This is a genomic window from Trinickia symbiotica, assembly GCF_002934455.1.
In the GTDB taxonomy this organism is placed as follows: Bacteria; Pseudomonadota; Gammaproteobacteria; order Burkholderiales; family Burkholderiaceae; genus Trinickia; species Trinickia symbiotica.
On the sequence record NZ_PTIR01000007.1, the window covers coordinates 217,698 to 242,514 of the forward strand.

Annotated in this window: 23 protein-coding genes; 15 read left to right on the forward strand and 8 right to left on the reverse strand. The window is 64.5% G+C overall.

What is annotated here, in order from left to right; genetic code table 11:
- Positions 1-37: 37 nt before the first annotated feature.
- The 6 genes from B0G57_RS12890 to glcD all read right to left on the reverse strand — a co-directional run bounded on the left by B0G57_RS12890 (position 38) and on the right by glcD (position 7,557).
- Entirely contained in the window at positions 38-766 is a 729-nt protein-coding gene (locus tag B0G57_RS12890) for a DeoR/GlpR family DNA-binding transcription regulator (protein WP_018443771.1), read from the reverse strand.
- A 171-nt stretch (positions 767-937) separates the two neighbouring features.
- On the reverse strand, positions 938-3,109 hold the full coding sequence (locus B0G57_RS12895) for a malate synthase G (protein ID WP_026230245.1): 2,172 nt from the start codon (positions 3,107-3,109) through the stop codon (positions 938-940).
- Between the two features lie 46 nt (positions 3,110-3,155).
- Positions 3,156-3,569, reverse strand: a complete 414-nt coding sequence (locus B0G57_RS12900; RefSeq protein WP_018443773.1) for a GlcG/HbpS family heme-binding protein — start codon at positions 3,567-3,569, stop codon at positions 3,156-3,158.
- 84 nt (positions 3,570-3,653) lie between these two features.
- A complete protein-coding gene (gene glcF, locus B0G57_RS12905; protein WP_018443774.1) occupies positions 3,654-4,904 on the reverse strand; it encodes a glycolate oxidase subunit GlcF in 1,251 nt (416 codons plus the stop codon).
- 71 nt (positions 4,905-4,975) lie between these two features.
- Complete coding sequence (gene glcE, locus B0G57_RS12910) at positions 4,976-6,058, reverse strand: glycolate oxidase subunit GlcE (protein WP_018443775.1); 1,083 nt, start codon at positions 6,056-6,058, stop codon at positions 4,976-4,978.
- On the reverse strand, positions 6,058-7,557 hold the full coding sequence (gene glcD / locus B0G57_RS12915) for a glycolate oxidase subunit GlcD (protein ID WP_018443776.1): 1,500 nt from the start codon (positions 7,555-7,557) through the stop codon (positions 6,058-6,060). Before glcD ends, glcE begins: the two co-directional genes overlap by 1 nt.
- Positions 7,558-7,746: 189 nt before the next feature.
- Between glcD and glcC the strand changes: the two genes are divergently transcribed.
- The 6 genes from glcC (at position 7,747) to B0G57_RS12945 (ending at position 13,686) form a co-directional block, all read left to right on the forward strand.
- On the forward strand, positions 7,747-8,517 hold the full coding sequence (glcC, locus tag B0G57_RS12920; protein ID WP_018443777.1) for a transcriptional regulator GlcC: 771 nt from the start codon (positions 7,747-7,749) through the stop codon (positions 8,515-8,517).
- Positions 8,518-9,227: 710 nt separating this feature from the next.
- Entirely contained in the window at positions 9,228-10,106 is an 879-nt protein-coding gene (gene ltnD / locus B0G57_RS12925; protein WP_020566551.1) for an L-threonate dehydrogenase, read from the forward strand.
- A gap of 19 nt (positions 10,107-10,125) precedes the next feature.
- A complete protein-coding gene (gene otnI / locus B0G57_RS12930) occupies positions 10,126-10,911 on the forward strand; it encodes a 2-oxo-tetronate isomerase (protein WP_018443780.1) in 786 nt (261 codons plus the stop codon).
- A 15-nt stretch (positions 10,912-10,926) separates the two neighbouring features.
- Positions 10,927-11,904, forward strand: a complete 978-nt coding sequence (denD, locus tag B0G57_RS12935) for a D-erythronate dehydrogenase (RefSeq protein ID WP_018443781.1) — start codon at positions 10,927-10,929, stop codon at positions 11,902-11,904.
- A 229-nt stretch (positions 11,905-12,133) separates the two neighbouring features.
- Positions 12,134-12,454, forward strand: a complete 321-nt coding sequence (locus B0G57_RS12940; RefSeq protein ID WP_018443782.1) for a DUF4148 domain-containing protein — start codon at positions 12,134-12,136, stop codon at positions 12,452-12,454.
- Positions 12,455-12,639: 185 nt separating this feature from the next.
- Positions 12,640-13,686 carry a S1C family serine protease gene (locus B0G57_RS12945; RefSeq protein ID WP_018443783.1) on the forward strand — a complete coding sequence of 349 codons (1,047 nt, stop codon included), beginning with the start codon at positions 12,640-12,642 and terminating at the stop codon, positions 13,684-13,686.
- 7 nt (positions 13,687-13,693) lie between these two features.
- Here B0G57_RS12945 and B0G57_RS32120 read toward each other — a convergent pair whose 3' ends face one another.
- On the reverse strand, positions 13,694-13,819 hold the full coding sequence (locus tag B0G57_RS32120; RefSeq protein ID WP_018443784.1) for a hypothetical protein: 126 nt from the start codon (positions 13,817-13,819) through the stop codon (positions 13,694-13,696).
- 327 nt (positions 13,820-14,146) lie between these two features.
- Here B0G57_RS32120 and B0G57_RS12950 point away from each other — a divergent pair, with 327 nt between their 5' ends.
- The 7 genes from B0G57_RS12950 (at position 14,147) to B0G57_RS12980 (ending at position 21,324) form a co-directional block, all read left to right on the forward strand.
- Positions 14,147-14,914: a GntR family transcriptional regulator gene (locus B0G57_RS12950; protein ID WP_018443785.1), complete on the forward strand. Its 768-nt coding sequence runs from the start codon at positions 14,147-14,149 to the stop codon at positions 14,912-14,914.
- A gap of 114 nt (positions 14,915-15,028) precedes the next feature.
- Positions 15,029-16,033 carry a zinc-binding dehydrogenase gene (locus B0G57_RS12955; RefSeq protein WP_026230246.1) on the forward strand — a complete coding sequence of 335 codons (1,005 nt, stop codon included), beginning with the start codon at positions 15,029-15,031 and terminating at the stop codon, positions 16,031-16,033.
- A 62-nt stretch (positions 16,034-16,095) separates the two neighbouring features.
- Positions 16,096-16,554 carry a PaaI family thioesterase gene (locus B0G57_RS12960; RefSeq protein WP_018443787.1) on the forward strand — a complete coding sequence of 153 codons (459 nt, stop codon included), beginning with the start codon at positions 16,096-16,098 and terminating at the stop codon, positions 16,552-16,554.
- Positions 16,551-17,312: a VOC family protein gene (locus B0G57_RS12965; RefSeq protein ID WP_018443788.1), complete on the forward strand. Its 762-nt coding sequence runs from the start codon at positions 16,551-16,553 to the stop codon at positions 17,310-17,312. The genes B0G57_RS12960 and B0G57_RS12965 overlap by 4 nt, the downstream gene beginning before the upstream one ends.
- A 20-nt stretch (positions 17,313-17,332) precedes the next feature.
- Entirely contained in the window at positions 17,333-18,904 is a 1,572-nt protein-coding gene (locus B0G57_RS12970; RefSeq protein WP_018443789.1) for a class I adenylate-forming enzyme family protein, read from the forward strand.
- A 305-nt stretch (positions 18,905-19,209) separates the two neighbouring features.
- On the forward strand, positions 19,210-20,958 hold the full coding sequence (locus B0G57_RS32125) for a methyl-accepting chemotaxis protein (protein ID WP_026230248.1): 1,749 nt from the start codon (positions 19,210-19,212) through the stop codon (positions 20,956-20,958).
- Between the two features lie 15 nt (positions 20,959-20,973).
- Positions 20,974-21,324: a hypothetical protein gene (locus tag B0G57_RS12980; RefSeq protein ID WP_223258650.1), complete on the forward strand. Its 351-nt coding sequence runs from the start codon at positions 20,974-20,976 to the stop codon at positions 21,322-21,324.
- Positions 21,325-21,371: 47 nt separating this feature from the next.
- Here B0G57_RS12980 and B0G57_RS12985 read toward each other — a convergent pair whose 3' ends face one another.
- The gene (locus B0G57_RS12985; protein ID WP_018443792.1) at positions 21,372-22,076 is read right to left on the reverse strand and encodes a YceH family protein; all 705 of its coding nucleotides are present in this window, start codon (positions 22,074-22,076) and stop codon (positions 21,372-21,374) included.
- Positions 22,077-22,292: 216 nt separating this feature from the next.
- On the opposite strand from B0G57_RS12985, the gene B0G57_RS12990 reads away from it, so the two are divergent.
- Positions 22,293-23,069 (forward strand): GntR family transcriptional regulator, encoded by a 777-nt coding sequence (locus tag B0G57_RS12990; protein WP_018443793.1) that lies wholly within the window; start codon positions 22,293-22,295, stop codon positions 23,067-23,069.
- Positions 23,066-24,811 carry a fumarate reductase/succinate dehydrogenase flavoprotein subunit gene (locus tag B0G57_RS12995; protein WP_018443794.1) on the forward strand — a complete coding sequence of 582 codons (1,746 nt, stop codon included), beginning with the start codon at positions 23,066-23,068 and terminating at the stop codon, positions 24,809-24,811. The genes B0G57_RS12990 and B0G57_RS12995 overlap by 4 nt, the downstream gene beginning before the upstream one ends.
- Positions 24,812-24,817: the final 6 nt, after the last annotated feature.

The window sequence follows — 24,817 nt, forward strand, 5'->3', positions numbered from 1 at the left end:
CGGTGCTTCGTTGCCCGCGGCGGCGCGGGCCGTCGCGTCACGTCTTGCGCGTTTGCCGCTCCTGCCCCTTCTCGGTGATGATCGAATCGAAGTCTTCGATCTGCGAGAAGCGCACGGCCTTGACGATGCCGAACTTGCTCGAATCCGCGACGAGATGCCGTTCCACGGCGTTGGCCATCGCCGCCTGCTTGATCGCGACCTCGTGAAAGTTCCAGCAGGTGACGCCGCGCGCGGCATCGATGCCGCCCGCCGAAATGAACGCCTTGTTGATTCCCATCCGGCGTAGCGTCTCGAGGCTTTCGTCGCCCGCGAACGAATCGGACGACGGTACGTAGACGCCGCCGAGCATGATCATCCGCACGTTCGACATGCGCCGCACGATCTCGGCGATATTCAGCGAATAGCAGACGACTGTCAGCTGCATGCTGGCCGGAATGAGGCGGGCGAGCGCGGTCAGCGTCGTGCCGCAGTCGATGAAGATCGTTTCGTGATCGGCGATGAGCCGCGCCGCGTGCGCCGAGGCCTGCGCCTTCGCCTGTGCGAAATGGTCTTTTTCCTGCTCGAGCGAGTAGCCCGCCGCGTTCGGCACATCGACGGCGCTGACGATGTAGCCGCCCAGATAGGTAAAGCGGTCTGGATGCGCGGCGATGTCGCGCCGCACCGTCATCTCGGACACGCCGAGCAGCGTGGCCGCGTCGCGCAGATGCATGACGTTGTGCTTGGCGAGCGCATCGACGAGCGAGCGCAGGCGTTCGGTCTTGAGCATAGGAATCGGTAGCGCAGCCGCCCGGCGCGTAGCGCGCGGAGCGTTATATTTGTATCGATGACGTGATCGGATTATAACAAGCGGGCTCAAAAAAAACCGCCCTTTGAGCAAGGGCGGCAGGCACGGTATGAAGCGCAAATGCGGCTTCCCGAGAGGAATATGGCGTGACTTTCAGTGCCGCGCGGATTTCTTGATCTCGAGCCTGAACCGATGCAGCAAAGGCTCGGTATAGCCGCTCGGCTGCGCACGGCCTTGCAGCGCCAGCGCACAGGCCGCCTTGAATGCGACGGAAGCCGCATAGTCGGGCGCCATCGGCCGGTAGTTCGGATCGCCGGCGTTCTGCTTGTCGACGACGGTGGCCATGCGCTCGAAGACTTCCTTCACGAACGCTTCGTCGACGATCCCGTGGCGCAGCCAGTTCGCGATGTGCTGGCTCGAAATGCGCAGCGTCGCGCGGTCTTCCATGAGGCCGACGTTATGAATGTCGGGCACCTTCGAGCAGCCGACACCCTGATCGATCCAGCGCACCACGTAACCGAGAATGCCCTGCGCGTTGTTCTCGACTTCACGACGGATATCCTCTTGCGACCACTGGGCGCGCTCGACGACGGGCACGGTCAAGAGGCCGTCGATGAGTGCGCTGCGCTCGCTCGCATAGTCGATGTTCTCGAGCTCTTTTTGCACTGCCTGGACGTCGACATCGTGATAGTGGAGCGCGTGCAGCGTGGCGGCCGTCGGCGACGGGACCCAGGCCGTGTTGGCGCCCGCGCGCAGTTGCGCGGCCTTTTGCTCGAGCATCGCATGCATCAGGTCGGGCATCGCCCACATCCCCTTGCCGATCTGCGCGCGGCCGCGCAGCCCGCAGGCGAGGCCGACGAGCACGTTGTGGCGCTCGTAGGCCGAGATCCACGTCGACGTCTTCATGTCGCCTTTCCTGAACATCGGGCCGGCTTCCATCGCCGAATGCATCTCGTCGCCGGTGCGATCGAGGAAGCCCGTGTTGATGAACGCGACGCGCGCGCTGGCCGCTGCGATACAGGCGGCGAGGTTCACGCTCGTGCGGCGCTCCTCGTCCATGATGCCCATCTTCAACGTGTTACGCGGCAGACCGTAGAGATCCTCGACGCGATCGAACAGCTCCCCGGCAAACGCGACTTCGGCCGGGCCGTGCATCTTGGGCTTCACGATGTAGATCGAGCCCGTGCGCGAGTTGAGCTTGCTCGCGCGATCGTGGAGCGCGCAAAGCGTCGTCACCACCGCATCGAGAATGCCTTCGGGAATTTCGTTGCCATCGCGATCGAGCACGGCGCCGTTCGTCATCAAATGGCCGACGTTGCGCACGAAAAGCAACGAGCGTCCATGCAAGGTCAGCGTCTTGCCGTCCGGCGTGCGATAGCTGCGGTCCGCGTTCAAGCGGCGCACGAACGTCTTGCCGCCCTTCGTGACCTCCTCGGTGAGCGTGCCCTGCATAAGGCCCAGCCAGTTGCGATAGAGGGCGACTTTGTCGTCCGCGTCGACGGCGGCCACCGAGTCCTCGCAATCGATGATCGTCGTCACGGCGGCCTCGAGCAGCACGTCTTTCACATGCGCGGGATCCGTGCGGCCGATCGGCGTCTCCTCGTCGATCTGAATCTCGATGTGCAACCCGTTGTGCTTCAGCAGGACGGCCGTCGGCGCATCGGGCTCGCCGAGAAAGCCCACGAACTGGGCCGGCGTGGCGAGCTTCGTCGCGCCCTTCGCCGTGCTGACGGTGAGCACGCCATCGACTACCGCATAGCGCGTCGCGTCACGATGCGAGCCGTTCTCGAGCGGCGCGGCGCGATCGAGGAACGCGCGCGCGTATTGAATCACCTGTGTCCCGCGAATCGGGTTGTAAGCGCCACCCCGCGCCGCGCCATTGTCCTCGGGCAATGCGTCGGTGCCGTAAAGCGCGTCATAGAGGCTGCCCCAGCGCGCGTTCGCCGCGTTGAGCGCATACCGGGCGTTCGAGAGCGGCACGACGAGTTGTGGGCCGGCTTGCTCGGCGATCTCGACGTCGACGTTCGAGGTCGTCACCTGCACCCGCTGAGGCGCGGGTGCGAGGTAGCCGATCTGCTCGAGGAAGGCGCGATAGGCATGCGGATCGGTCACGGGGCCGGGATGCGCGCGGTGCCACTCGTCGAGAGCCGTCTGCAGACGGTCGCGCTCCGCGAGCAGCGCGCGGTTTTTCGGCGCGAGATCGTGGACGATCGCCGAGAACCCTTGCCAGAATGCGTCGCGATCGACGCCGGTGCCGGGCAGCGCTTCGTCTTCGATGAAGCGGACGAGCGCGTCGTCGACGCGCAAGCCGTGAAGGTCGGTCAGATTGCTCATGATGGTCATGCGTATGGGGTTGTTGTTGAAGGGGGCCTCAGGCGGCACGCTGCGTGACGCTTGCGGCGCCGGCCTTGGCGATTTGCGCATCCTGGTCCGACTTCACGCCCGATACGCCGACCGCGCCGACGCACTGCCCATCGACGACGATGGGCACCGCGCCTTCGAGCGTACCGGCGAGCGGCGCGCTGAGGAAGGCGTAGCGTCCGCCATTGATCATATCCTCATAAGCTTTCGATTCTCGCCGGCCGAGGGCCGAGGTACGTGCCTTCTCCGTCGACATATAAGCGCTGCTCGGCGGGGCGCCGTCGAGGCGCAGCAGGCCGAGCGGATGGCCGCCGTCGTCGACGACCGCGATCGCCACCGCCCAGCCGTGCCGTTCGGCTTCGGCGCGCGCCGCGGTGAGGATGTCGTTGACCTCGGCGACGCCGAGTACGGATTTCGTATTCATCTCGATTCTCTCTTTTCTCTTCGGACTACTGACTGATCTGGCGCGGGCGTCCGTGCTTGCCGATGTCGATCGACGAATCTCGATTCAGGAGGACGCCAGCGATGCGTCGACGAGTTCGATCCAGTGCCGCACGGGCGTGCGGCCAGCACCGTTCAGATGCGTCTGGCAGCCGATATTGGCCGTCACGATCGTGTCGGGACCGCCGGCTTCGAGCGCGTCGAGCTTATTGTCGCGCAACGTGCGGGCCAGTTGGGGCTCAGTGATCGAATAGGTGCCGGCCGAGCCGCAGCACAGGTGTCCGTCGGCCGTTTCGGTGAGATCGAAGCCGAGGCGCCGCAGCAGCGCTTCGACGCTGCCGCCGAGCTTTTGCGCGTGCTGCAGCGTGCACGGGCAATGCACGGCGATACGGCCCGCGCGGTGGGCGCGATCCTTCCCGGTCGAGCCGGGCGGCTGCAGCGCCTCGACGGGCTCGACCGCGAGGACTTCGACGAGGTCGCGCGCAAGCTCGCTCACGCGTCGCGCTTTCGCCGAATAGGCCGCGTCGTCGCGCAACAGATCGCCGTACTCCTTGACGAAGGCGCCGCAGCCGCTCGCCGTCAGCACGATCGCTTCGGCGCCGGCCTCGATCGCCGGCCACCAGGCGTCGATGTTGCGCCGCGCGCGCTGTAGCCCGGCGTCCTGCGCGTTGAGATGATATTCGGCCGCGCCGCAGCAGCCGGCCTCGCGGGCGGGCTTCACGCTGATGCCGAGCCTGTCGAGCACGCGCGCGGCCGCCGCGTTCGTGTTGGGCGAGAGCGACGGCTGGACGCAGCCCTCGAGCAGCAGGACGCGCCGTGCATGCCGTACCGGCGGCCGCGGCAACGCGCGAGCGGCCGACGCGGGAATCTTCCGGCGCAGCGAGCCGGGCAAGAGCGGGCGCACCGCGCGGCCCGCCGTCAAAAGCTTGGCGAAGAGCGACGAGTTCGGCACGACGCGGCGCAAGCCGGCGCGAAGCAGCCGCTCTTTCACGGGACGCTCGCTGCGCCGTTCGACTTCGGCGCGGCCGATGTCGAGCAGCGTGTGATAGCGGACGCCCGACGGACAGGTCGTCTCGCAGTTGCGGCAGGTGAGGCAGCGGTCGAGATGGGTTTGCGTCGTGGCGCCGACCGGCTTGCCCTCGAGCAGCTGCTTGATCAGATAGATGCGGCCGCGCGGACCGTCGAGCTCGTTGCCGAGCACTTGATAGGTGGGGCAAGTCGCGTTGCAGAAGCCGCAATGGACGCAGGCTCGCAAGATCGCTTCGGCTTCGTCGGCCCGGGCGATCGACCGGGCTTCTTCACTCAGAGTGGTTTGCATCGATTTGGGTAATCGGATTCGGGTGTTCGCGTGGTCGTCTTTTCAGCCGCGGTGCGTTCAGCGCCGGGCGTTCAGAGTCCGGCGTAGAGGCGGCCGGGGTTGAAGATCCCGTGGGGATCGAGTTGCGCCTTCAACTGTCGATGAATGCGCAGGAGCGCGGGGGAAAGCGGCTCGAACGGTTCATCCACGAGCTCGGGCGTGAAGCAGGTGGCATGTCCGCCGAGCGCACGCACCGCATCGCGCACGACGCGGGGCGGCGCGTCGGTTTTGAGCCAGCGCTGCATGCCGCCCCAGTCGAGCAATGGCTTGCCCGGCAGTTCGACGAGCGGGGCCGAGGCAGGCACGGAGAGCCGCCAAAGCGGCTCGGGACGCGCGAAAAACGGCAAGGCGAACGCGCGCAGCGCGGCCCAGAACGCACCATCCGACACGACGCCGCCCAAGCGCGCCCGCGCGTCGCGCACCGAACCCGCGCCGCCTTCGAGCCGCAGCCGGAGCATGCCGTCGTCAAAGCAGGCGCCTGCGATCGGCACGCCTTCTCGCAGCCAGCCTGCCAGCTTGGGCAGGGCGGCCTCGGGCGGCATGTCGAGCGCGAGATCGGCCGTGGCGCGCGGCTTCGGCACGACTTTCAGCGAGACTTCGGTGATGATTCCGAGGCAGCCGAAGCTGCCCGCGAGAAGGCGCGAAACATCGTAGCCGGCGACGTTCTTCATGACCTGGCCGCCGAAGCGCAGGTGCTTGCCGTGACCCGTCACGACGCGGCACCCGAGCACGTAATCGCGCACGGCGCCGGCCCATGGGCGGCGCGGCCCGGACAGGCCCGCGGCGACCATGCCGCCGACCGTTGCGCGGCCGTCGAACGTGGGAGGCTCGCAGGCCAGCATCTGCCCGGCTTCGTCGAGCGCGGCCTCGAGATCGGCGAGCCGTGTGCCCGCGCGAGCCGTGATGACGAGCTCGGTCGGATCGTAGCTGACGATGCCGGCGTGAGCGGTCGTATCGATCGGCACCGCGCGGCCGTCGTGCCCATCGACCGGTCGGCCGAGGAAAGCCTTCGTGCCGCCGCCGCGGATCGCGAGCGGCGTGCGCTTGTCGATGGCGGCGCGCACGGCTTCGACGAGCGCTTCGCTGCCGTCGGTCGAGTTGAACTCTCGTCGCATCAGAAGCGCTCCAGCTCGCGGAACGGCACGTTGCCGTGGTGCACGTGCATGCCGCCGAACTCGGCGCAGCGATGCAGCGTCGGGATGTTCTTGCCCGGGTTCAAAAGGCGAGACGGATCGAATGCGGCCTTGACGGCGTGGAAGAACTCGATTTCGTCGCTCGAAAACTGCACGCACATGTGGTTGATCTTCTCGCGGCCCACCCCATGTTCACCGGTGATGCTGCCGCCCACGGCCACGCAGAGTTCGAGGATTTTGCCGGCCAGCGCTTCGGTGCGCTCGAGCTCGCCAGGTCGATTCGCGTCGAACAGGATCAACGGGTGAAGGTTGCCGTCGCCGGCATGAAAGACATTGGCGACGCGCAAGCCGTATTCGTCCGAAAGGGCCGCGATCCCTTTCAGCACGCCGGGCAACTCGCGGCGTGGAATCGTGCCGTCGATGCAGTAGTAATCGGGCGCTAGCCGGCCGACCGCGGGAAACGCGTTTTTGCGGCCCGCCCAAAGTCGCAGGCGTTCCGCTTCATCGCGCGCGATCCGGATTTCGACCGCGCCGGCGCTTGCCAGCAGCTCGCTCACGTGCGCCAGATCTTCGTCGACGTCGCTCGCCGCGCCGTCGAGCTCGCAAAGCAGAATCGCCGCGGCGTCGACGGGGTAGCCCGCATGGATGAAGTCCTCGGCGGCCCGGATGGCGAGGTTGTCCATCATCTCGAGCCCGCCCGGAATGATGCCGGCGCCGATGATCCGGGCAACGGCGTTGCCGGCCGTCTCGACGTCGTCGAAGCTCGCCATCAGCATCTTTTGGCATTGCGGCTTGGGCAGCAGCTTGACCGTCACTTCGACGACGACGCCGAGCATGCCCTCCGAGCCCGTGAAGAGCGCGAGCAGGTCGAAGCCGGGACTATCGAGCGATGCGGCGCCGAGCGTCATGCGTTCGCCGTCGATGGTGACGATGTCGACCGCGAGAATGTTGTGCACGGTGAGCCCGTACTTGAGGCAATGCACGCCGCCAGCGTTCTCGGCGACGTTGCCGCCGATCGAGCAGGCGATTTGCGACGAAGGATCGGGCGCGTAATAAAGGCCGTACGGCGCGGCCGCCTGCGAGATCGCGAGATTGCGCACGCCGGGCTGAACCCGCGCGATACCGGCCGATGCATCGATCTCGAGAATGCGGTTGAACTTCGACATGGCGAGCAGGATGCCTTTTTCGAGGGGCAGCGCCCCGCCCGAGAGACCGGTGCCGGCGCCGCGCGCAACGACAGGCACGCCCCGCTTCGCGGCGAGCTCGAGCACGGCGCAGACCTCGTCGACCGTCTCGGGCAGCACGACGCAAAGCGGCACCGTGCGGTAGGCCGAGAGCCCATCGCACTCGTAAGGGCGCAGCCGTTCCGGCTCGTGCAGGACTTCCATGGTCGGTGAAAGGCGATGCAGCGCGGCGATCAGCGCCTCGCGATCGACCGGCGGCAAGGCGCCGTCGATTCTTTCGTCATAGGTGAAGCTCATTCGATGATGTTCCCTTGTGGTGCGAATGATTGTTGTACGGGGTTGCCCCATCTGTCCATGGGGAAGTCTGGTGGTCATACCAGTTTTTGGATGACCTCTTTGCGAGGATGGTCAGACGGCGCTTATCATTAGCGGCATGGGAGCGCGATGCAAACGCGTCGCCCAGATTGAGCGCAGGTGGTCATACCAGTGGAACAGAGACTCGAAGAGAGGGCGGCCAGGCGGGTCGCTGACGTCGTCGCTGAGCGGATCGAAACCTTGATCGTCGACGGCGTTTTGAAAGAAGGGCAGGCATTGCCGTCCGAGCGGCGCTTGACGGAGAAGCTCGGCGTTTCGCGTACCGCATTGCGCGAGGGGCTCAAGCTGCTGCGCGCGCGCGGCATCATCGAGACGGAGCAGGGGCGCGGCTCGTTCGTCGCGCGCCTCGCCTCGCGCGAACATACGACGCCGATGATGCATTTGCTTGCTTCGCAGCCGCGCACGCTCTACGACCTCTTCGAGGTGCGCGGGCTGCTCGAGGGCGAATCGGCGCGGCTTGCCGCGCTGCGCGGCACCTCCGCCGACTACGTGCTCATCAAGCGCCGGTACGAGGAAATGATCGACACGAGTGCGGGCGAGCGCGACGCCGAGACGCATGCGCGTCTCGACCACGCGTTTCACCTTGCGATCTGCGAGGCGTCACATAACCCTATCCTCGTGCATACGCTTCGTTCGCTGACGGACTTGCTCCTCAGTTCGGTCTTCGCATCGGTCAACAACCTGTATCACCGCGAAGCCGAAAAGCACACGATCGACCGGCAACATGCCCGGCTTTACAACGCCGTCGTGGGCAAGATGCCCGAGCAGGCTCGGCGCGCGGCAAGCGACCATATCCGAACTGTGGCGCTCTGCCTGAGAGAGATCGAGCAGGAAGAGCAGCGTCTCGTACGCTCGACGCTCAGGCTCGAAGGATGGAAGTAGCGCGCGAAGAGAGGGGCGGGCGCGCCGTCCGGGCACCGTGTTGGCCGATCGCACGATCGAAAACAAAGAGCCGCTTCCACCGTTTCCGGTGCAAGCGGCTCGAACGACTGAGTCGGGACTACTCGTTGACTACGTATTCGATACCCCCGTTGGTCTCTTCGCTGCTCTGATACCCCGTTGCGCCTGACAGCCAGGCGGCGCCGACCTTCGGCGCCGCGGCCGCCATTCTGGACGCGAATGCTTTACATCAACTGCTGAATCGACATGGTCAGTACTGCCAACTACGAACTGCAACCCGTGTACTGCCGATCGCGCCCGCGTGAATCGACAACCTGTCGCGGCTGCGCGCTGCTGCCACTACTGAACTGCTTTTCGAACTGCTACTGCTGTTGGCATGGCCTTGATTTCCGGCACTGCTGAACTGCCCACGCGAGGGGAGCGCGCGGATGGGGTCGATGCCGCACCCCATGAGAAGAAGTGTAGTCGCGGGTCCGTTGGATCAATTCCTCGAAACGAGCGGTGTATGGTGCCCATTTCGATCGATTGCGGCGAACCCGTTGATGGGTCGCCCGTCACGGCCCCGATTGTCTAAGGGTATGTCCGGGTTGGGCGACTCCAGGTGAAGCACTCCAGATAAAATATCGCGGCGGCTCGCCGGGTCGCGGCGGCGGGTCTTGGGTAGCAGTTCTCAACGTCGATAGAGGTACAACATGTCGAGAAATATCGGTGTCATCGGACTTGGCGCCATGGGCGCGGGCGTTGCACAGTCGCTGCTGCGCGCGGGCTTCGCGGCCCACGCGTGCGACCTGCGTCGCGACGCGCTCGATGCGTTCGCGGCGCAAGGCGGCGTAGCCTGCGCGACGCCGGCGGAACTGGGGCAGCGTTGCGAAGTGGTGCTGACGCTCGTCGTCAATGCGGCACAGACGGAAACAGTGCTCTTCGGCGAACAAGGCGCGGTGCCCGCGATGGCGCGCGGCGGTGTCGTGATCGCGAGCGCGACCGTGGGTCCGGAGTTCGCGGCTGCGCTCGGCAAGCGCGTCGAAGCGGCGGGCCTTCAGATGCTCGATGCGCCGGTTTCGGGCGGCGCCGCGCGGGCGGCGTCGGGCCAGATGACGATGATGACCTCGGGTCCGGCCGCCGCCTACGAGAAATGCGAGGATGTGCTGAGCGCGATCGCGACGAAGGTCTACCGGCTCGGCGCCGAGCACGGCATCGGCTCCAAGGTCAAGATCGTCAATCAGCTTTTGGCCGGCGTGCATATCGCGGCCGCGGCCGAGGCCATGGCGCTCGGCATCCGCGAAGGCGTCGACCCGCAAGCGCTTTACGAGGTGATTACGAACAGCGCCGGCAACTCGTGGATGTTCGAGAATCGCGTGCCGCATATTCTTGCCGGCGATTTCACGCCGCTTTCCGCGGTCGATATCTTCGTGAAGGATCTCGGCCTCGTTCTCGATACCGCGCGACGCAGCAAGTTTCCGCTGCCGCTCTCGGCGGCCGCGCACCAGATGTTCATGATGGCTTCGAGCGCGGGGCACGGGGGCGAGGACGATTCGGCCGTCATCAAGATCTTTCCCGGCATCATCGAATAGCTATCCGAGGAACCGCACCATGCCGCGCTTTGCTGCGAATCTGAGCTTGATGTACAACGAGGTTCCGTTTCTCGAACGCTTCGCCGCGGCGGCGAAGGACGGCTTCAAGGCGGTCGAGTACCTTTTTCCGTATGATTTTGCCGCGCCCGAAATCAAGGCGCGGCTCGACGCGCATGGGCTCGTGCAGGCGCTTTTCAACGCCCCGCCCGGAGACTGGGCCAGCGGCGAGCGCGGTATCGCCGCGCTGCCGGGGCGCGAAGACGAGTTCGAGCGCGGTATCGAGACGGCGCTCGAGTATGCGGCCGTCATCGGCAACAAAAAGCTGCATGTGATGGCGGGGCTCGTCAGTGCCAACGACGATCGCGTCCGTCATCGAGACGTCTACCTGCGTAATCTCGAGCATGCGACAAAAGCGGCGCGTTCGGCTGGCATCACGATTCTGATCGAGCCCATCAATACGCGCGACATGCCGGGATATTTTCTCAACCGCCAGGACGAAGGCCAGGCGATCCGCCGCGAGCTCGACGCGACGAATCTGCTCGTCCAGTTCGACTGCTATCACTGCCAGATCATGGAGGGCGATCTCGCCGTGAAGCTCAAGCGCGATATCGGCGGCATCGGCCACATCCAGATTGCCGGGGTGCCGGAGCGGCACGAACCCGATACCGGCGAGATCAACTATCCCTATGTATTCGAATGCATCGACGCTCTCGGCTACGACGGATGGATCGGTTGCGAATATCGGCCGCGCGCGGGCACGTCCGAAGGGCTCAGATGGTTCGCGCCGTATCGCGGACACGCATAACCAAGAGGACGCTCAATGAAAGTATTGATCACGGGAGGCGCGGGTTTTCTCGGCCAACGTCTTGCGCGCAAGCTGCTCGAACGCGGCATTCTCGCCGGTCCGGACGGTAAGCCACAGCCGATCTCGCAGCTCGTGCTGCTCGACGTTGCCGCCGCGCCCGACATGGGCGACGCCCGCGTGTGCGTCCACACCGGCGACATCTCGCAACGCGATGTCCTCGAAGCCGCCATCGATTCGGACACCTACGCGATTTTTCATCTCGCCGCCATCGTGAGCGGCCAGGCCGAAGCCGATTTCGAGCTCGGCATGCGCATCAACTTCGACGCTTCGCGGCTGCTGCTCGATATATGTCGAGCACGAGGGCATCGTCCGCGGGTCGTCTTCGCGAGCTCGGTGGCCGTCTACGGTGGCACGCTGCCGGACGTCGTGGGCGACGACACGGCGCTCAATCCGCAGTCGTCCTACGGTACGCAAAAGGCGATGACGGAGCTGATGGTTTGCGATTATGCGCGGCGCGGCTTTATCGAAGGTCGCGCCGTGCGACTTCCGACGATCAGTGTTAGACCGGGCCGGCCCAACGCGGCGGCGTCGTCGTTCGCGAGCGGCATCGTTCGCGAGCCGCTTGCGGGCGTCGAGACCATCTGCCCCGTCGAGCCCAGGACGCGCTTGTGGCTGCTCTCGCCGCGCGCCGCGATCGACGCGCTGATAGGGGTATATGAACTCGAGCAGCGCGCTTTTGGCGATCGCCCGGTCCTGAATCTGCCCGGTCTTTCGGTCAGCGTGGAGGAGATGGTCGACGCGTTGCGCGAAGTCGCGGGCGACGCCATCGTCTCGCGGATCATATGGCGGCGTGACGAGCGCATTGAACGGATCGTCGCGAGCTGGCCCGGCCGATGCGATGCGTCGCGCGCGGAATCGCTCGGCTTGCGCGGCGACCGCACCTTCGCCGATGTGATTCGCGCCTACTTGCATGACGACGCGCGGCGCGTGTGAGATCGGTGATCGGTTCGGGAATGCGTTTGCTGCCCAACGTGACGTTCGCCTGAGCAAACGAAGGGGCCGATAGAGCGACACAAGCGCGCCGATTGTTATCGTTTTTTGCGAAAGTGTTGTTGCGAATCGCGTATTTATCGCGAGTCTTCACCTCCGTAGACTTCAATCACCCGCTGCTGATGACGATCTCAGCGGCATTCAGGAAAACCAAGTTTCGGAGGAATCGATCATGAACTCGCTCATCAAGGCTGTTATCGTTGCTGTCGCAGTTGCGGCTCCCGTCGCTTCGTTTGCCCAGGACGCTCAACCCGTTACTCGCGCGCAAGTCAAGGCGGAGCTGCAGCAACTCGAGGCGGCCGGCTATCGTCCCAACGCCGGGACGGACCCGTACTACCCCGCCGATCTTCAAGCCGCGCAAGCGCGCATCGCGGCTGCCAATGGCAACGTGCAAACGCCGGCACAAGACGTCGGTGGCGTGACGGGCGCTGTCGCTCACTCGAGCGTGTCCACGAACAACGCCGGCGCGAAGTCGATCTATTTCGGCATGTAAGCTCAGCGTGAGGCGGTGCAATGTGCCGGACGGCCAATCAGCCGCGGCTGCACCGCCAATCCGATCGACAAGCCCGCGCGTTTTTGCGCGGGCTTGTGTTTTCGTGCGACGCCGGGTGCACCCCTTGAAATCGCATCGCTTCCCCCGCATCTGGCAGCCACTGTTTCTTTTCAGGATCGCTGATCATGGGAAGCCGTCCAGCCTTTATCGACGACCTTGCGCGCGGTACATCCGGCGACGACATAGCGGGCACCGCGAGCAACCTGTCAGGCCAAGACGACGATGCGCTGCTCGACGCCTACTCGCGCACCGTCATCGGCGCGCTCGAGCACGTGCAGCAGGCCGTCGTGTTCATCTCTGTAGACCGCAGCGCACCCGGAGAGACCGGGCGGCGCGGTGCACGCGGGGGAAGCGGATCGGGATTTCTGTTCACTCCGGACGGCTATCTTTTGACGAATAGCCACGTCGTTCACGGCGCCACGTCCGTTCGCGTGACGCTCGCGGATGGTTCCACGCACGAAGCCAGCATCGTGGGCGACGATCCGAGCACGGATCTCGCCGTCTTGCGTATCGGCTCGGCGGAGCCGCTGCCGCATGCGGAGCTCGGCGAATCGTCGAAGCTGCGCGTCGGGCAGATCGCCATCGCGGTCGGCAACCCGCTGGGCCTCGCGCAAACGGTGACGACGGGCGTCGTTTCCGCGCTCGGCCGTTCGCTGCGATCGATATCGGGCCGCATGATCTACGACGTGATCCAGACCGATGCCGCGCTCAATCCCGGCAATTCGGGCGGACCGCTCGTCAACTCGGCGGGCCAGGTGGTCGGCGTCAACACCGCGATCATCCCCGGCGCACAGGCCATCTGCTTCGCAACGGCGATCGATACGGCAAAGTGGGTGATCATGCAGCTCTTCGCCTACGGGCGCGTGCGGCGGGCGCATATCGGCGTGGCCGGCACGACTGTGCCGATCCCGCGCAAGGTGCAGCGCTACTTCGAATTGCCGGGTACGACGGGCGTGCGCGTGATGGAAGTCATCAAAGGTAGCCCCGCGGCCGAAGGCGGCGTGCGTGTCGACGATACGATCGTCGCGATCGACGGCATCCCGGTCGACGGCATCGACGCCTTGCAGCGCACACTCGATGCATCGCGGATCGACCGCGTGGTCGAGATGACCGTCTTGAGGTTGACGCACAAACTCGTGCTGCGGCTGACGCCCGTCGAGCAGACGAACTGATCGATCATCAATAGCGATCGTCCCAGTCATGATGATGGTGGTGGTGGTAACCGTCGTCCGGCACGATGATGCAACCGCTCAGCGCGCCTGCGAGAAATGCCGCCGCCAGCATCCAGCCGATGATCCGCTTCATGAAAGTCCCCGTGGGTGAGTGGTGCGCTCAGTTTAGGGAGCGACCGTATTACCGATGTGTGGGTGTGTAACAAGACGTGGCACGCGGATCGCGCTGACGTAGCACGCCGACGAGCGCCCGCGTCCGCAGCCGAAATAATCGGTTTCAGAACTCACAAAGCACCGCCCGCCGCGGGCGGGAAACATCGCTGAGCGGCTCACGATTGCAAGAACCTGACGAGCCTTTCGCAAAAATTTTTCTTTGTCTAAACCGGCGCATCATCCTACGATGTGTGCTTGGTTCTCCCACAACACTGTCGTGAGCAGCTCACGACGACTCGATCCACCGATGACCCAAGAATCCGAAACCGCCGAGCCGGCATTGTGCGACGAGGTATCCGAAGCGGTCGTTTCCGCGGCAGCGGTATCGCGCGGGGACGACGCGTACGAGCGAATCCGCCGGGACATCCTCTCGTGCCGCTTCATGCCCGGCTCGACGCTGACCGAAAGCCAGTTGATGAGCGCCTATCAGATCGGCAAGAACAGCTGTCGCATCGCGCTCGTGCGGCTCGTGCACGAAGGTTTCGTCCGCTCGATGCCGCGTCAGGGCTATCGCGTCGCGCCGATCACGCTGCGCGACGTGGAGGAGGTGTTCGCGCTACGCGTGCAGCTCGAGCCGCTCGCCGCGCGGCTCGCGTGCGGCCGCGTGGACGTACCGCTCCTGAGAAGGCTCGAGGCCGCCTGCCGTGTCCCTCACCCCGAGCGAGAGCTGTCGGATCAGATCGGCGTCTTCCTCGATGCGAACCGCGAGTTCCATCTGACGATTGCGCGGGCAAGCGGCAACGAACGTTTGCATCGCGCACTCGCGAATCTGCTCGATGAGATGACGCGACTCGTCGCGCTTGGCTTCGGCGTGCAGGGCACGAAGCCTGAGATCAAGCATGACCACAACGCGATGATCGAGGCGTTCGAGGCGGGCGACGAGCGCCGGGCCGAAACAATCGCACGCCGTCATATCGAGACCTTTCGCGACATGACGATGGAAAAGGTTTATGCCAGCCTGTCGAGCGCCGGAGCATCGCTGCCGGTCTTCTCGGTTGCGGAGCTGCGGCGGTGATCGACGCCTGATCCACGCGCCAGCATTCGACCGGAGACCAGGCTCGGCCCGCGTTAGATGAGTTCATTCGATAACCATTAGGAGTCCTATATGGCATCCTCCCTTCCGTCGACGATGAAAGCGCTCGTCCTGCTTGCGCACGGCGAGCTCGATCAGCTCGCGGTCGTGAGCGACAAGCCTGTGCCGCGCGCCGCGTCCGATGGCGTCGTCATCCGCGTGCGCGCGTCATCGTTCAACTATCACGACGTCTTCACGGTGAAGGGCATGCCTGGCATCAAAGTACCGCTGCCGGTGGTGATCGGGCTCGATATGGCGGGCGAGATCGTCCAGGTCGGTGATAGTGTCGACGGCTGGAAGACGGGCGATCGCGTGCTCGTGAACCCGCTCAATCGTGAGAAGGGATTGATGGGCGAGATGCTCGACGGCGGCATGGCCGAGTATTGTGCCGTCTCCGCGGCACAGCTCATCGCGCTACCCGACGCGGTCGGCTTCAACGAAGCGGCGGCGTTGCCGGTGGCTTATGGCACCGCTCACCGCATGCTCGTCACGCACGGCACCGTCAAGGCCGGCGATCGTGTGCTGATCCTCGGCGCGAGTGGCGGCGTCGGCACGGCGTCGCTGTTGCTTGCGAAGCAGCTCGGCGCCGAGGTGATCGCCTGCGCCGGCAGCGACGAGAAGGCAGCGCAGCTGAAGGCGCTCGGCGCCGACCATGTCGTCAACTATCGGACGACCGATTTTTCGAAATGGGCGATCGAGCACTATGGCAAGCCGCAGCGGCGCAACTATGAGGGCGGCGTCGATGTCGTCGTGAACTTCACGGGCGGCGAAACATGGGTGCCGTCGCTCAAGTGCCTCAAGCGCGGCGGCACGCTGCTCGTCTGCGGCGCGACGGCCGGCCACGATCCGAAGGAAGACCTGCGCTACATCTGGAGCTTCGAGCTCAAAGTGATCGGCTCGAACAGCTTCTACGACGACAACTTGCGCGCGCTCGTCGAGCAGATTGCGCGAGGCGAACTGAAGCCGTCGATAGACCGCGTGCTGTCGCTCGGCGAGGCCGCCGAAGGCTTGCGTCTGATTCGCGACCGCGAGGTCCTCGGCAAGGTCGTCGTCAATCCCTGAATCGCACATCGAACCATTCCGATCCAACCGGACGCATTCCCATTCAATTCGAGGAAGCGAAGATGACCGAAAACGCGGATGCGAAAGCGCTGCCCGATGCGCGCGAGATCGAGGCGCGTCTGCGGCGCGCCCCGTTTCACGACTGGCTGGGGCTCAAGGTGCTATCCGTGGGCGAGGGCGAGATCGAGCTCGCGGCCACATGGCGCGACGAGTGGGTCGTGAACCCCGAGAAGCGTTATACGCACGGCGGCATTCTTGCCGCGCTCGTCGATCTCGCCGCGGACTGGGCGCTCGTCTCGAAGACCGGGCGTGGCGTACCGACGATCGATTTGCGTGTCGATTACCATCGCGCCGCCTTCCCGGGCGATTTGCGCGTGACCGGCAAGGTCGTTCGCTTCGGCGGACAAGTCTCGACAGCCGAGGCCTATGTCTACGATGCGGACGGTAAGCTCGTCGCGAGCGGCCGCGGGACATACGCGAGCGCGACACCTTCGGCGCCGCCCGCGGCAAGCAAGGCGTGACGCTCGATCATCTCGTCGTCAACGCGCGCTTCGATATCGACGCGGCCGCGACGCTTTTCGCCCAGCTCGGCTTTACGGTGACGCCGCGCGGCTACCACACGCTCGGGTCCGTCAACCATACGATCGTGTTCGACGACCACTATCTCGAGCTGGTCGGTCTGCCGGCGGATGGCAAGACGATTCGCGAGGAGATCGTTGGGAGCCCGATCGGGCCCGAAGGTCTGGTGTTTCGCAGCGACGACGCTCGTCGGACCTTCGAGTGGCTAGGCCGCGTGGGCTTCGATGCGGGTTCACCGCAAACCTTCTCCCGCCCGGTTGAGCCGTTCGGCGATGCGCGCTTTACGACGGTGCGTCTCGCACCGGGGCAGTTGCCGGGCGGCCGGGTCTACTTCTGCCAGCATTTGACGCCCGAACTCGTGTTCCGCGAGCAGTGGAGGAGTCATGCAAACGGGGCCTATGCGCTCGCGCAGCTCCATCTGATCGGCGCGGACCGCGAAGCTTATGAGCGCCTTGGCGAACCGACGTCAGATTTTTCGTTGGCCTTCTGGACGCGCGCGGACTTCGTTGCGCGTTTCGGCGCCGCGGCCGCGCGGATCGAGGATCGATCGCCGCGCTTTGCCGCCATCACGATCCGCACGCCGCAATGGCACGAGACGGGTACGCGCGCGATCACGGCAGGACAGCCCGTCGAAATCGACGGCATGCGCAGCGTCGTTGCGCTGCCGCGCTTCGACATGTTGCTGGAGTTCATCCCGTGACCCCATCGGACAACCTAGGCATGTTGATCGACCGCGAGAACGGCGCGCATGCCGATGCCGTGGCGCTGATCGAACTTGACGATGCGATGGACCCCGTTCGATATACCTTCGGTGCGCTCGACGCGATCGCCGACGGCGTGGCTGCGACCTTGGCCGGCCGATACGATCGGGGGGATCGCATTGCGATCCTAGCCGCGAATTCGGCGCATTTCGTCGCTGCCGTGCTCGGCATCATGCGTGCGGGCCTTGTCGCCGTGCCGATCAATTTCCGCTTTCCGCGGGCGCTCATCGAGGATGTGATCGAGGATAGCGGTGCCCGGCTCGTCTTTTGCGACGCCGCGCGAATCGACCATGTGCCCGCGACGCTGCCGGGCGTCGTGTTCGATGCACGCGGCACGGCCATGTTGTCCGAACCGCCGCCCGCCAACGTCGTGACCTTTTCGGCGTTCGTTGCCGGCGCGAGCCCTTGCAATGATACCGACGCACACGGCGCACGTTTCGAAGCGATCGAACCCGAGCCGCGCGAGGCGGCGCTGATCCTCTATACGTCGGGCTCGACGGGCCGGCCCAAGGGCGTGGTGCTTTCGCACGAGAGTCATAGGTGGGTGGTTCGCACGCGCCTCCAATCGCAGCCGCTCGCCGGCGAGCGGCTGCTGATCGCGGCGCCGCTCTTTCATATGAATGCCCTGGCGCTTGCGTTTCTCGCGCTCGCGGCGTGTTCGACGATGGTGATGCTGCCGCAATTCAACGCGGCCAACTACATTCGCGCGATCGATGCATGGCGTTGCACATGGCTCACGGCCGTGCCGCCGATGATCGCGATGATGATGCAAGAGCGCGCATTGCTCACGCAAAGCGACTTGTCGTCGTTGCGCTTCATTCGCATGGGCTCCGCGCCTGTCAGCGCTGCGTTGCTCGATCAGATTCATGAGCTGCTCCCCAACGCACGCATCATCAACGCATACGGCACGACCGAGGGCGGTCCTGTCGTGTTCGGCCCGCACCCGCGGGGATTGCCGACCCCGACGCTCTCGGTCGGCGCCGCGCATCCGCTCGTCGATCTTCGTCTCGTCGACGAGACAGGTGCCGAAGCCGACGAGGGCGAGTTGCAGCTGCGCAGCCCGGGCCTCATGAATGGCTATCACAATCGGCCCGGCCTGCCGCTGCCGTTCACGTCCGATGGCTATTACCGAACCGGGGATGTGTTTCAGCGCGACGCGAACGGTTTCTACACCTTTATCGGCCGGCGCGACGACATGTTCGTCTCGGGCGGCGAGAACATCTATCCCGGCGACGTCGAGCGAATGTTGGAACGCCATCCGCTTATCGAGCAGGCGTGTGTCGTGCCCGTCGTCGACGAGATCAAGGGCACAAAACCGGTCGTGTTCGTGAAGGTGAAGCCTGGCGCCGCACTGAGCGCCGACGACGTCAAACGATTTGCGCTCGAGCAGGCTCCCGCCTATCAACACCCACGCCGCGTCTGGTTCGTCGACGGATTTCCGCTCGCCGCGACGAACAAAATCGATCGAGCCGCTTTGAAGATGGCGGCGATCGAACGCCTGCAAGACGAGAGGCGCATCGAAGGCGCTTAGATGCGTCGGGGTTGGGGACCGATGTTTCACCGCCAATCCGGATCCCTTCAGGGCGACATCAAATATCGATAGGCGTCCTATTCCAGTTCGCGTGAAAAGAATCGGTAAGAAATCGAGAACCAACGATTCTCGGCTGATTCATCCGCGAGTGGTTGTAGGGATATCCTGAATCTCAGGTAAGGACGCTGGAAAGCGTCGAAAGCAACCGTAAAGTAATACGAATGCAGGTCGTAATACCGCTCCGTCATTGCGCGATTCGCATCGAGCATGGCCCGCTTGACAGCCACTTGTGTTTCGGAGATTGCATGAGCATCGCTAACCTTTCCATTGCCCGGAAGCTTTACGCTACATTCGGCATCGTCATTGCCATATTGGTGATATTGGGCATTACGTTCTATTCATTCTTTTCGTCGGTGATGGAGGCGAACCGATGGAACGTCCACACCTATCAGGTAATCGACGAGACGCGCGCGTTGACCGAAAGTCTCATCAATATGGAAACGGGTCTGCGCGGCTATGCGATCGTCGGCGACGATGCGATGCTCGAGCCGTACCGCAATGGCAGCGAATCGTTCAAGCAGCACTTGGCGACGATCCGGAATCTCACGAGCGACAACGCGCAGCAACAAGAGCGGCTGCGCAAGCTCGAGAATCAGGAGACACAATGGGCGTCGAGCTTTGCGGACGACCTGCTTGCCAAGCGCAAGACCGTGATCTCGGGCAGCACGACGATGGACCAGTTCATCGCGTCGTTCAAGGGAAACACGGGCAAGGCGCAAATGGACGCGATGCGCGCGACGTTATCGGAAGTGGCAGGCAACGAGTCTGCGCTGCTTTCCGTGCGCGAGGCCGAGGTCAAGTCGCTGCAGACGAAAACGCAGATTGTGCTGATCGCCGGTACCTTGGCGGCAATTGCGCTCGCGCTTGTTTTTGCGACGTGGATCGCGCGGCTCATCGCGGTGCCGCTGCGCGAGGCGGTGGCGCTTGCCGAGGCGATTGCGGGCGGCGACCTCACACGCACGATCGTCTCGCGGACCACCGATGAAGTCGGCTCGTTGATGCGTGCGTTCGCCGGCATGCAGGACAAACTCGTCTCGGTCGTTTCCTCCATCAAGACTTCGACCGACTCGATCAACGTCGCGGCAGGCGAAGTGCGCGCCGGCAACGCCGACCTGTCGTCGCGCACCGAGCAGCAGGCCGCCTCCCTCGAGGAGACGGCATCCAGCATGGAAGAGCTGACGGCGACGGTGAAGCAGAACGCGGACAATGCGCGTCAGGCGAGCGGGCTCGCCGCCAATGCGTCGGAAGTCGCGGACAAGGGGAACGATGCGGTGGGCCGTGTGGTGGCCACGATGAGCGACATCAACGAGAGTTCGAGCAAGATCGGCGACATCACGGGCATCATCGAAGGCATCGCGTTCCAGACCAACATTCTCGCGTTGAACGCGGCCGTGGAAGCGGCGCGCGCCGGCGAGCAAGGTCGGGGCTTCGCCGTCGTCGCGAGCGAGGTGCGCAGCCTCGCGCAGCGCTCGTCGGCCGCGGCCAAGGAAATCAAGGAACTCATCGGCGCCTCGATCGACAAGATTCGCGGCGGCATGACGGAGGTCGAGGAGGCCGGGCGGACGATGTCGGAAGTGACGCAGGCCATCAGCCGTGTGACGGACATCATGGGCGAGATCGCCGCCGCGTCGGACGAGCAGAGCCGCGGCATCGAGCAGGTCAATCAGGCCATCACGCAGATGGACCAGGTGACTCAGCAGAATGCCGCGCTCGTCGAGGAAGCCGCCGCCGCCGCTCAGTCGCTCGAAGACCAGGGCAGCGAGCTCGGACGCGCCGTTTCCGCCTTCCGGATCGCGACGAGCGCGACGGCCTTCACATCGGCCAAGGTTTCCGCTCGCCCCGCGGCACGTGCGCCCGCGAGGCCGTCGGCACCGCTCAAGCGGCCGGCGCTGAAGCCGGTGAAGCCGGCAGCGGCCGAGTCGGCAGACGCCGCGCCGGCGGTCTCGGCGCCGGCCGCCGTCGAATCGGCTGGTGCCGACTGGCAGACCTTCTGACGAGTGAACGATTTCATGAGCGACATCGACAAGCAAGCGGTGGCGGCCCTATTGACGTATACGTCGGCAGCGCAAAACATGGGTGAGATGGTGGGGTCGTGGGCCGAGATGGTCGAAGGGTACGGCGAGGCGGTGTCGCGCATCGGCGCGCGCATGGTCGTGCTCTGCAAATTCGTCGATGCGGTCCTGCCGCAATTGACCGCTGTGCAGTGCGCCGACATCGACCGGTCGTTCCGGCGCGGCGTCGAGGATGCGATGGCGCGCACCGACGACATGGAACTGCCGGGCGTCTACCATACGACGTTGCTCGATCAGACCAACGTCCTGCTCAGCGCGCTCGAAAGCAGGGGCGTTCGGCGGCGATAGGGCTCGTCGCCCGCGCGGGCGCGGGCGCGGTCGTCATCGCGCCGCGCTCACGATCGACGCATCAGGTCGTCGATATTGATTCCGAGTTCCGTGGCCATCCGTTCGACGAACGCCTGCAGCCGGTTCACCTTCTCGATCAACTCCTTTTGCTCGGCCCTCAGTGCTTCGATCGCCGCTGGCGAGATGGTTTCCTCGCTGCCGCCGTGCTCAGGCGCTTCACTTGCACTGACTTCACCACATAGCAGATGCATCCAGCGACTCTCCCGTTCACCTGGTGCGCGCGGCAGCTTGACGGTAAGCGGGGGTTCGCGATTGGCGAGTTCGTCGAGAAATGCCTCGACCGATGAAATATCGGCGAAGTTGTGCAGACGCGCGCTGTTGAGCCGCAATTCCGCGGCAGTCTGCGGGCCGCGCAGCACCAGCGTCGCAAGCAACGCGGCGCTTTGGCTTTGGATGCCGAGCACGCGGTTGATGTTGTGCTCGAAGCGCGGCACGCGGCTGCTACTGCCTTCCAGCACCAGACTCAGGCGCTTCAAGCCGTCGATCGCGGTCAGCACCTCCGCCTCGCTGACATTCATCACCGGCACGCGAGCCGTTTTCTGATTGCAGCCGGAGACCAAGGCGTTGAGCGATAGCGGATACGTGTCGGGCACCGTGTACTGCTTCTCGAAGAGGACACCTGCCACGCGCGCCTCGAGTTGCGTGAGATGACGTATTGCGTGGCGCGAAGAGCTGTCTGCGCTGGAGTTCATGGGAGTCTCGGTGGAAGTCGCTGGTTGCCGTCGAGTCGCACGGGAGCCGGGCGGCCGCGAAATTCGGCTCGGAGCCCTATGATATCCGGCGCGAGTCCTCGTACCGCAACCGTGGGGTTTCCCTCAAAAGTGGAAAATCGATAGCAGAAATGCTTCGTTTGCCGCACGCGCGGCCCTGTCTACACTCCGGTCTCATCTTGTCATTACAAGTGGAACATGACCGGAAGCAACCTCGTGCCGCTGGTGCCGCAGCCGCTATATGTCCAGATCAAGGATGCGCTGCGCGCGCGCATCCTCGACGGCACGTATCCCCCCCATAGTCGAATGTCGTCGGAGCACGAACTGTGCGCGATGTACGGCGTGAGCCGCATCACCGTGCGGCAGGCGCTCGGCGACTTGCAGAAGGAGGGCCTCGTTTTTCGGCTGCATGGCAAGGGCACGTTCGTCTCTAAGCCGAAGGCGTTCCAGAACATTCGGTCGCTGCAAGGGTTCGCGGAGGCCATGTCGTCGATGGGCTATGAAATCGTCAACCAGCTTCGCAGCTTCAGCATCGTGAAGGCCGATCGCCATATCGCAGCGCGGCTCGCATTGCCGGAGGGCGCACCGGTTGCGCAAATCCACCGCGTGCGGCTGCTGAACCGCGAGCCTGTCTCGCTCGAGCTGACATGGGTGCCCGAGGCGCTCGGCAAGCGGCTCGCCAACGCGGATCTTGCGACGCGAGACATCTTCCTCATCCTCGAAAACGACTGCGGCGTGTCGCTCGGCCACGCGGACGTATCGATCGACGCGATCCTCGCGGACGAGGACATCGTCGATGCCCTTCGCGTCGAGGAGGGCAGCCCCGTGTTGCGCATCGAGCGCCTGACGCACGACGCAAGCGGAAAACCGATCGATTACGAATACCTCTATTTCCGCGGCGACGCATTCCAGTATCGATTGCGCATCGACCGCGACAAGGACAGAGGCCGCAACCCCGCAAGGAAAGCGCGATGAACACCGAAGTACTCGAATACGACGTCGTGGTGGTGGGCGGCGGCACGGCCGGACCGATGGCGGCCGTCAAGGCCAAGGAACACGACAAAAACTTGAGAGTGCTGTTGCTCGAAAAGGCCAACGTCAAGCGCAGCGGCGCGATCTCGATGGGCATGGACGGGCTCAACAACGCGGTCATTCCCGGCCACGCAACCCCTGAGCAATACACGCGCGAGATCACGATCGCGAACGACGGCATCGTCGACCAGGAGGCCGTCTACGCCTATGCGAAGCACAGCTTTACGACGATCGAGCAGCTCGACCGCTGGGGCGTGAAATTCGAAAAGGACGGCACCGGCGACTACGCGGTCAAGAAGGTTCATCACATGGGGTCGTACGTGCTGCCGATGCCGGAGGGGCACGACATCAAACGCATTCTCTATCGGCAACTGAAGCGTGCGCGCGTCGAGATCACCAATCGCATCGTCGCGACCCGGCTTATGACGGATAGCGAAGGCCGGGTGAACGGCGTGCTCGGTTTCGATTGCCGAACCGCGCAGTTCTATGTGGTGCGCGCAAAGGCCGTCATTCTCTGCTGCGGCGCGGCCGGCCGGCTCGGCTTGCCGGCCTCGGGCTATCTGATGGGCACCTACGAGAATCCGACGAACGCGGGCGACGGCTATGCGATGGCCTATCACGCGGGCGCCGCGCTCGCCAATCTGGAATGCTTTCAGATCAACCCGCTCATCAAGGACTACAACGGCCCGGCCTGCGCCTACGTGACCGGCCCGCTCGGCGGTTTCACGGCCAACGGCAAGGGCGAGCGCTTCATCGAATGCGATTACTGGAGCGGACAGATGATGTGGGAGTTCTATCAGGAGCTGCAAGGCGGCAACGGCCCCGTGTTCCTGAAGCTCGATCATCTCGCCGAGGAGACGATTCAGACGATCGAGCAGATCCTGCACACGAACGAGCGGCCGAGCAGGGGGCGCTTTCATGCGCGTCGCGGAACCGATTACCGGCATCAGATGGTCGAGATGCATATCTCCGAGATCGGCTTTTGCAGCGGACACAGCGCGTCGGGCGTCTACGTCAACGCGCGAGCGGAGACGACGGTGTCTGGGCTGTACGCGGCCGGCGACATGGCGGCGGTCCCGCACAACTACATGCTCGGTGCGTTCACTTACGGATGGTTCGCGGGGGAAAACGCTGCTCGTGATGTCGAAGGCCGCGCGCATACGCCGATCGACGAAGCGCAGGTTGCGGCGGAACGCGCGCGTATCTATGGCCCTCTCGAGCGTGAGAGCGGTCTTGCGCCGATGCAGGTCGAGTACAAGTTGCGCCGGATGGTGAACGACTATCTCCAGCCGCCGAAGGTGACACGCAAGATGGAAATCGCGCTGCAGCGATTCGACGAGATCGCCGAGGACATCGAGTCGATCAAGGCGAACAACCCGCACGAGCTCATGCGGGCGGCCGAAGTGCGCGCGATTCGCGACTGCGCGGAAATGGCCGCCCGCGCTTCGCTGTTTCGGACCGAAAGCCGGTGGGGGCTATACCACCATCGCGTCGACTACCCGCATCGAAACGACGCCGAGTGGTTTTGCCATACGCATCTCTACAAGGATGCGGACGGCCGGATGGCGAGCAAGAAGCGCGAAATCGAGCCGTACATCGTCCCGCTCGCAAACGAAGAGCGAAGCGCGTATGAGATGTTGCGGATTCGCGAACCGGCCGGCCTTGCCGAAGCCGCGGCCCATTGAGGAGCC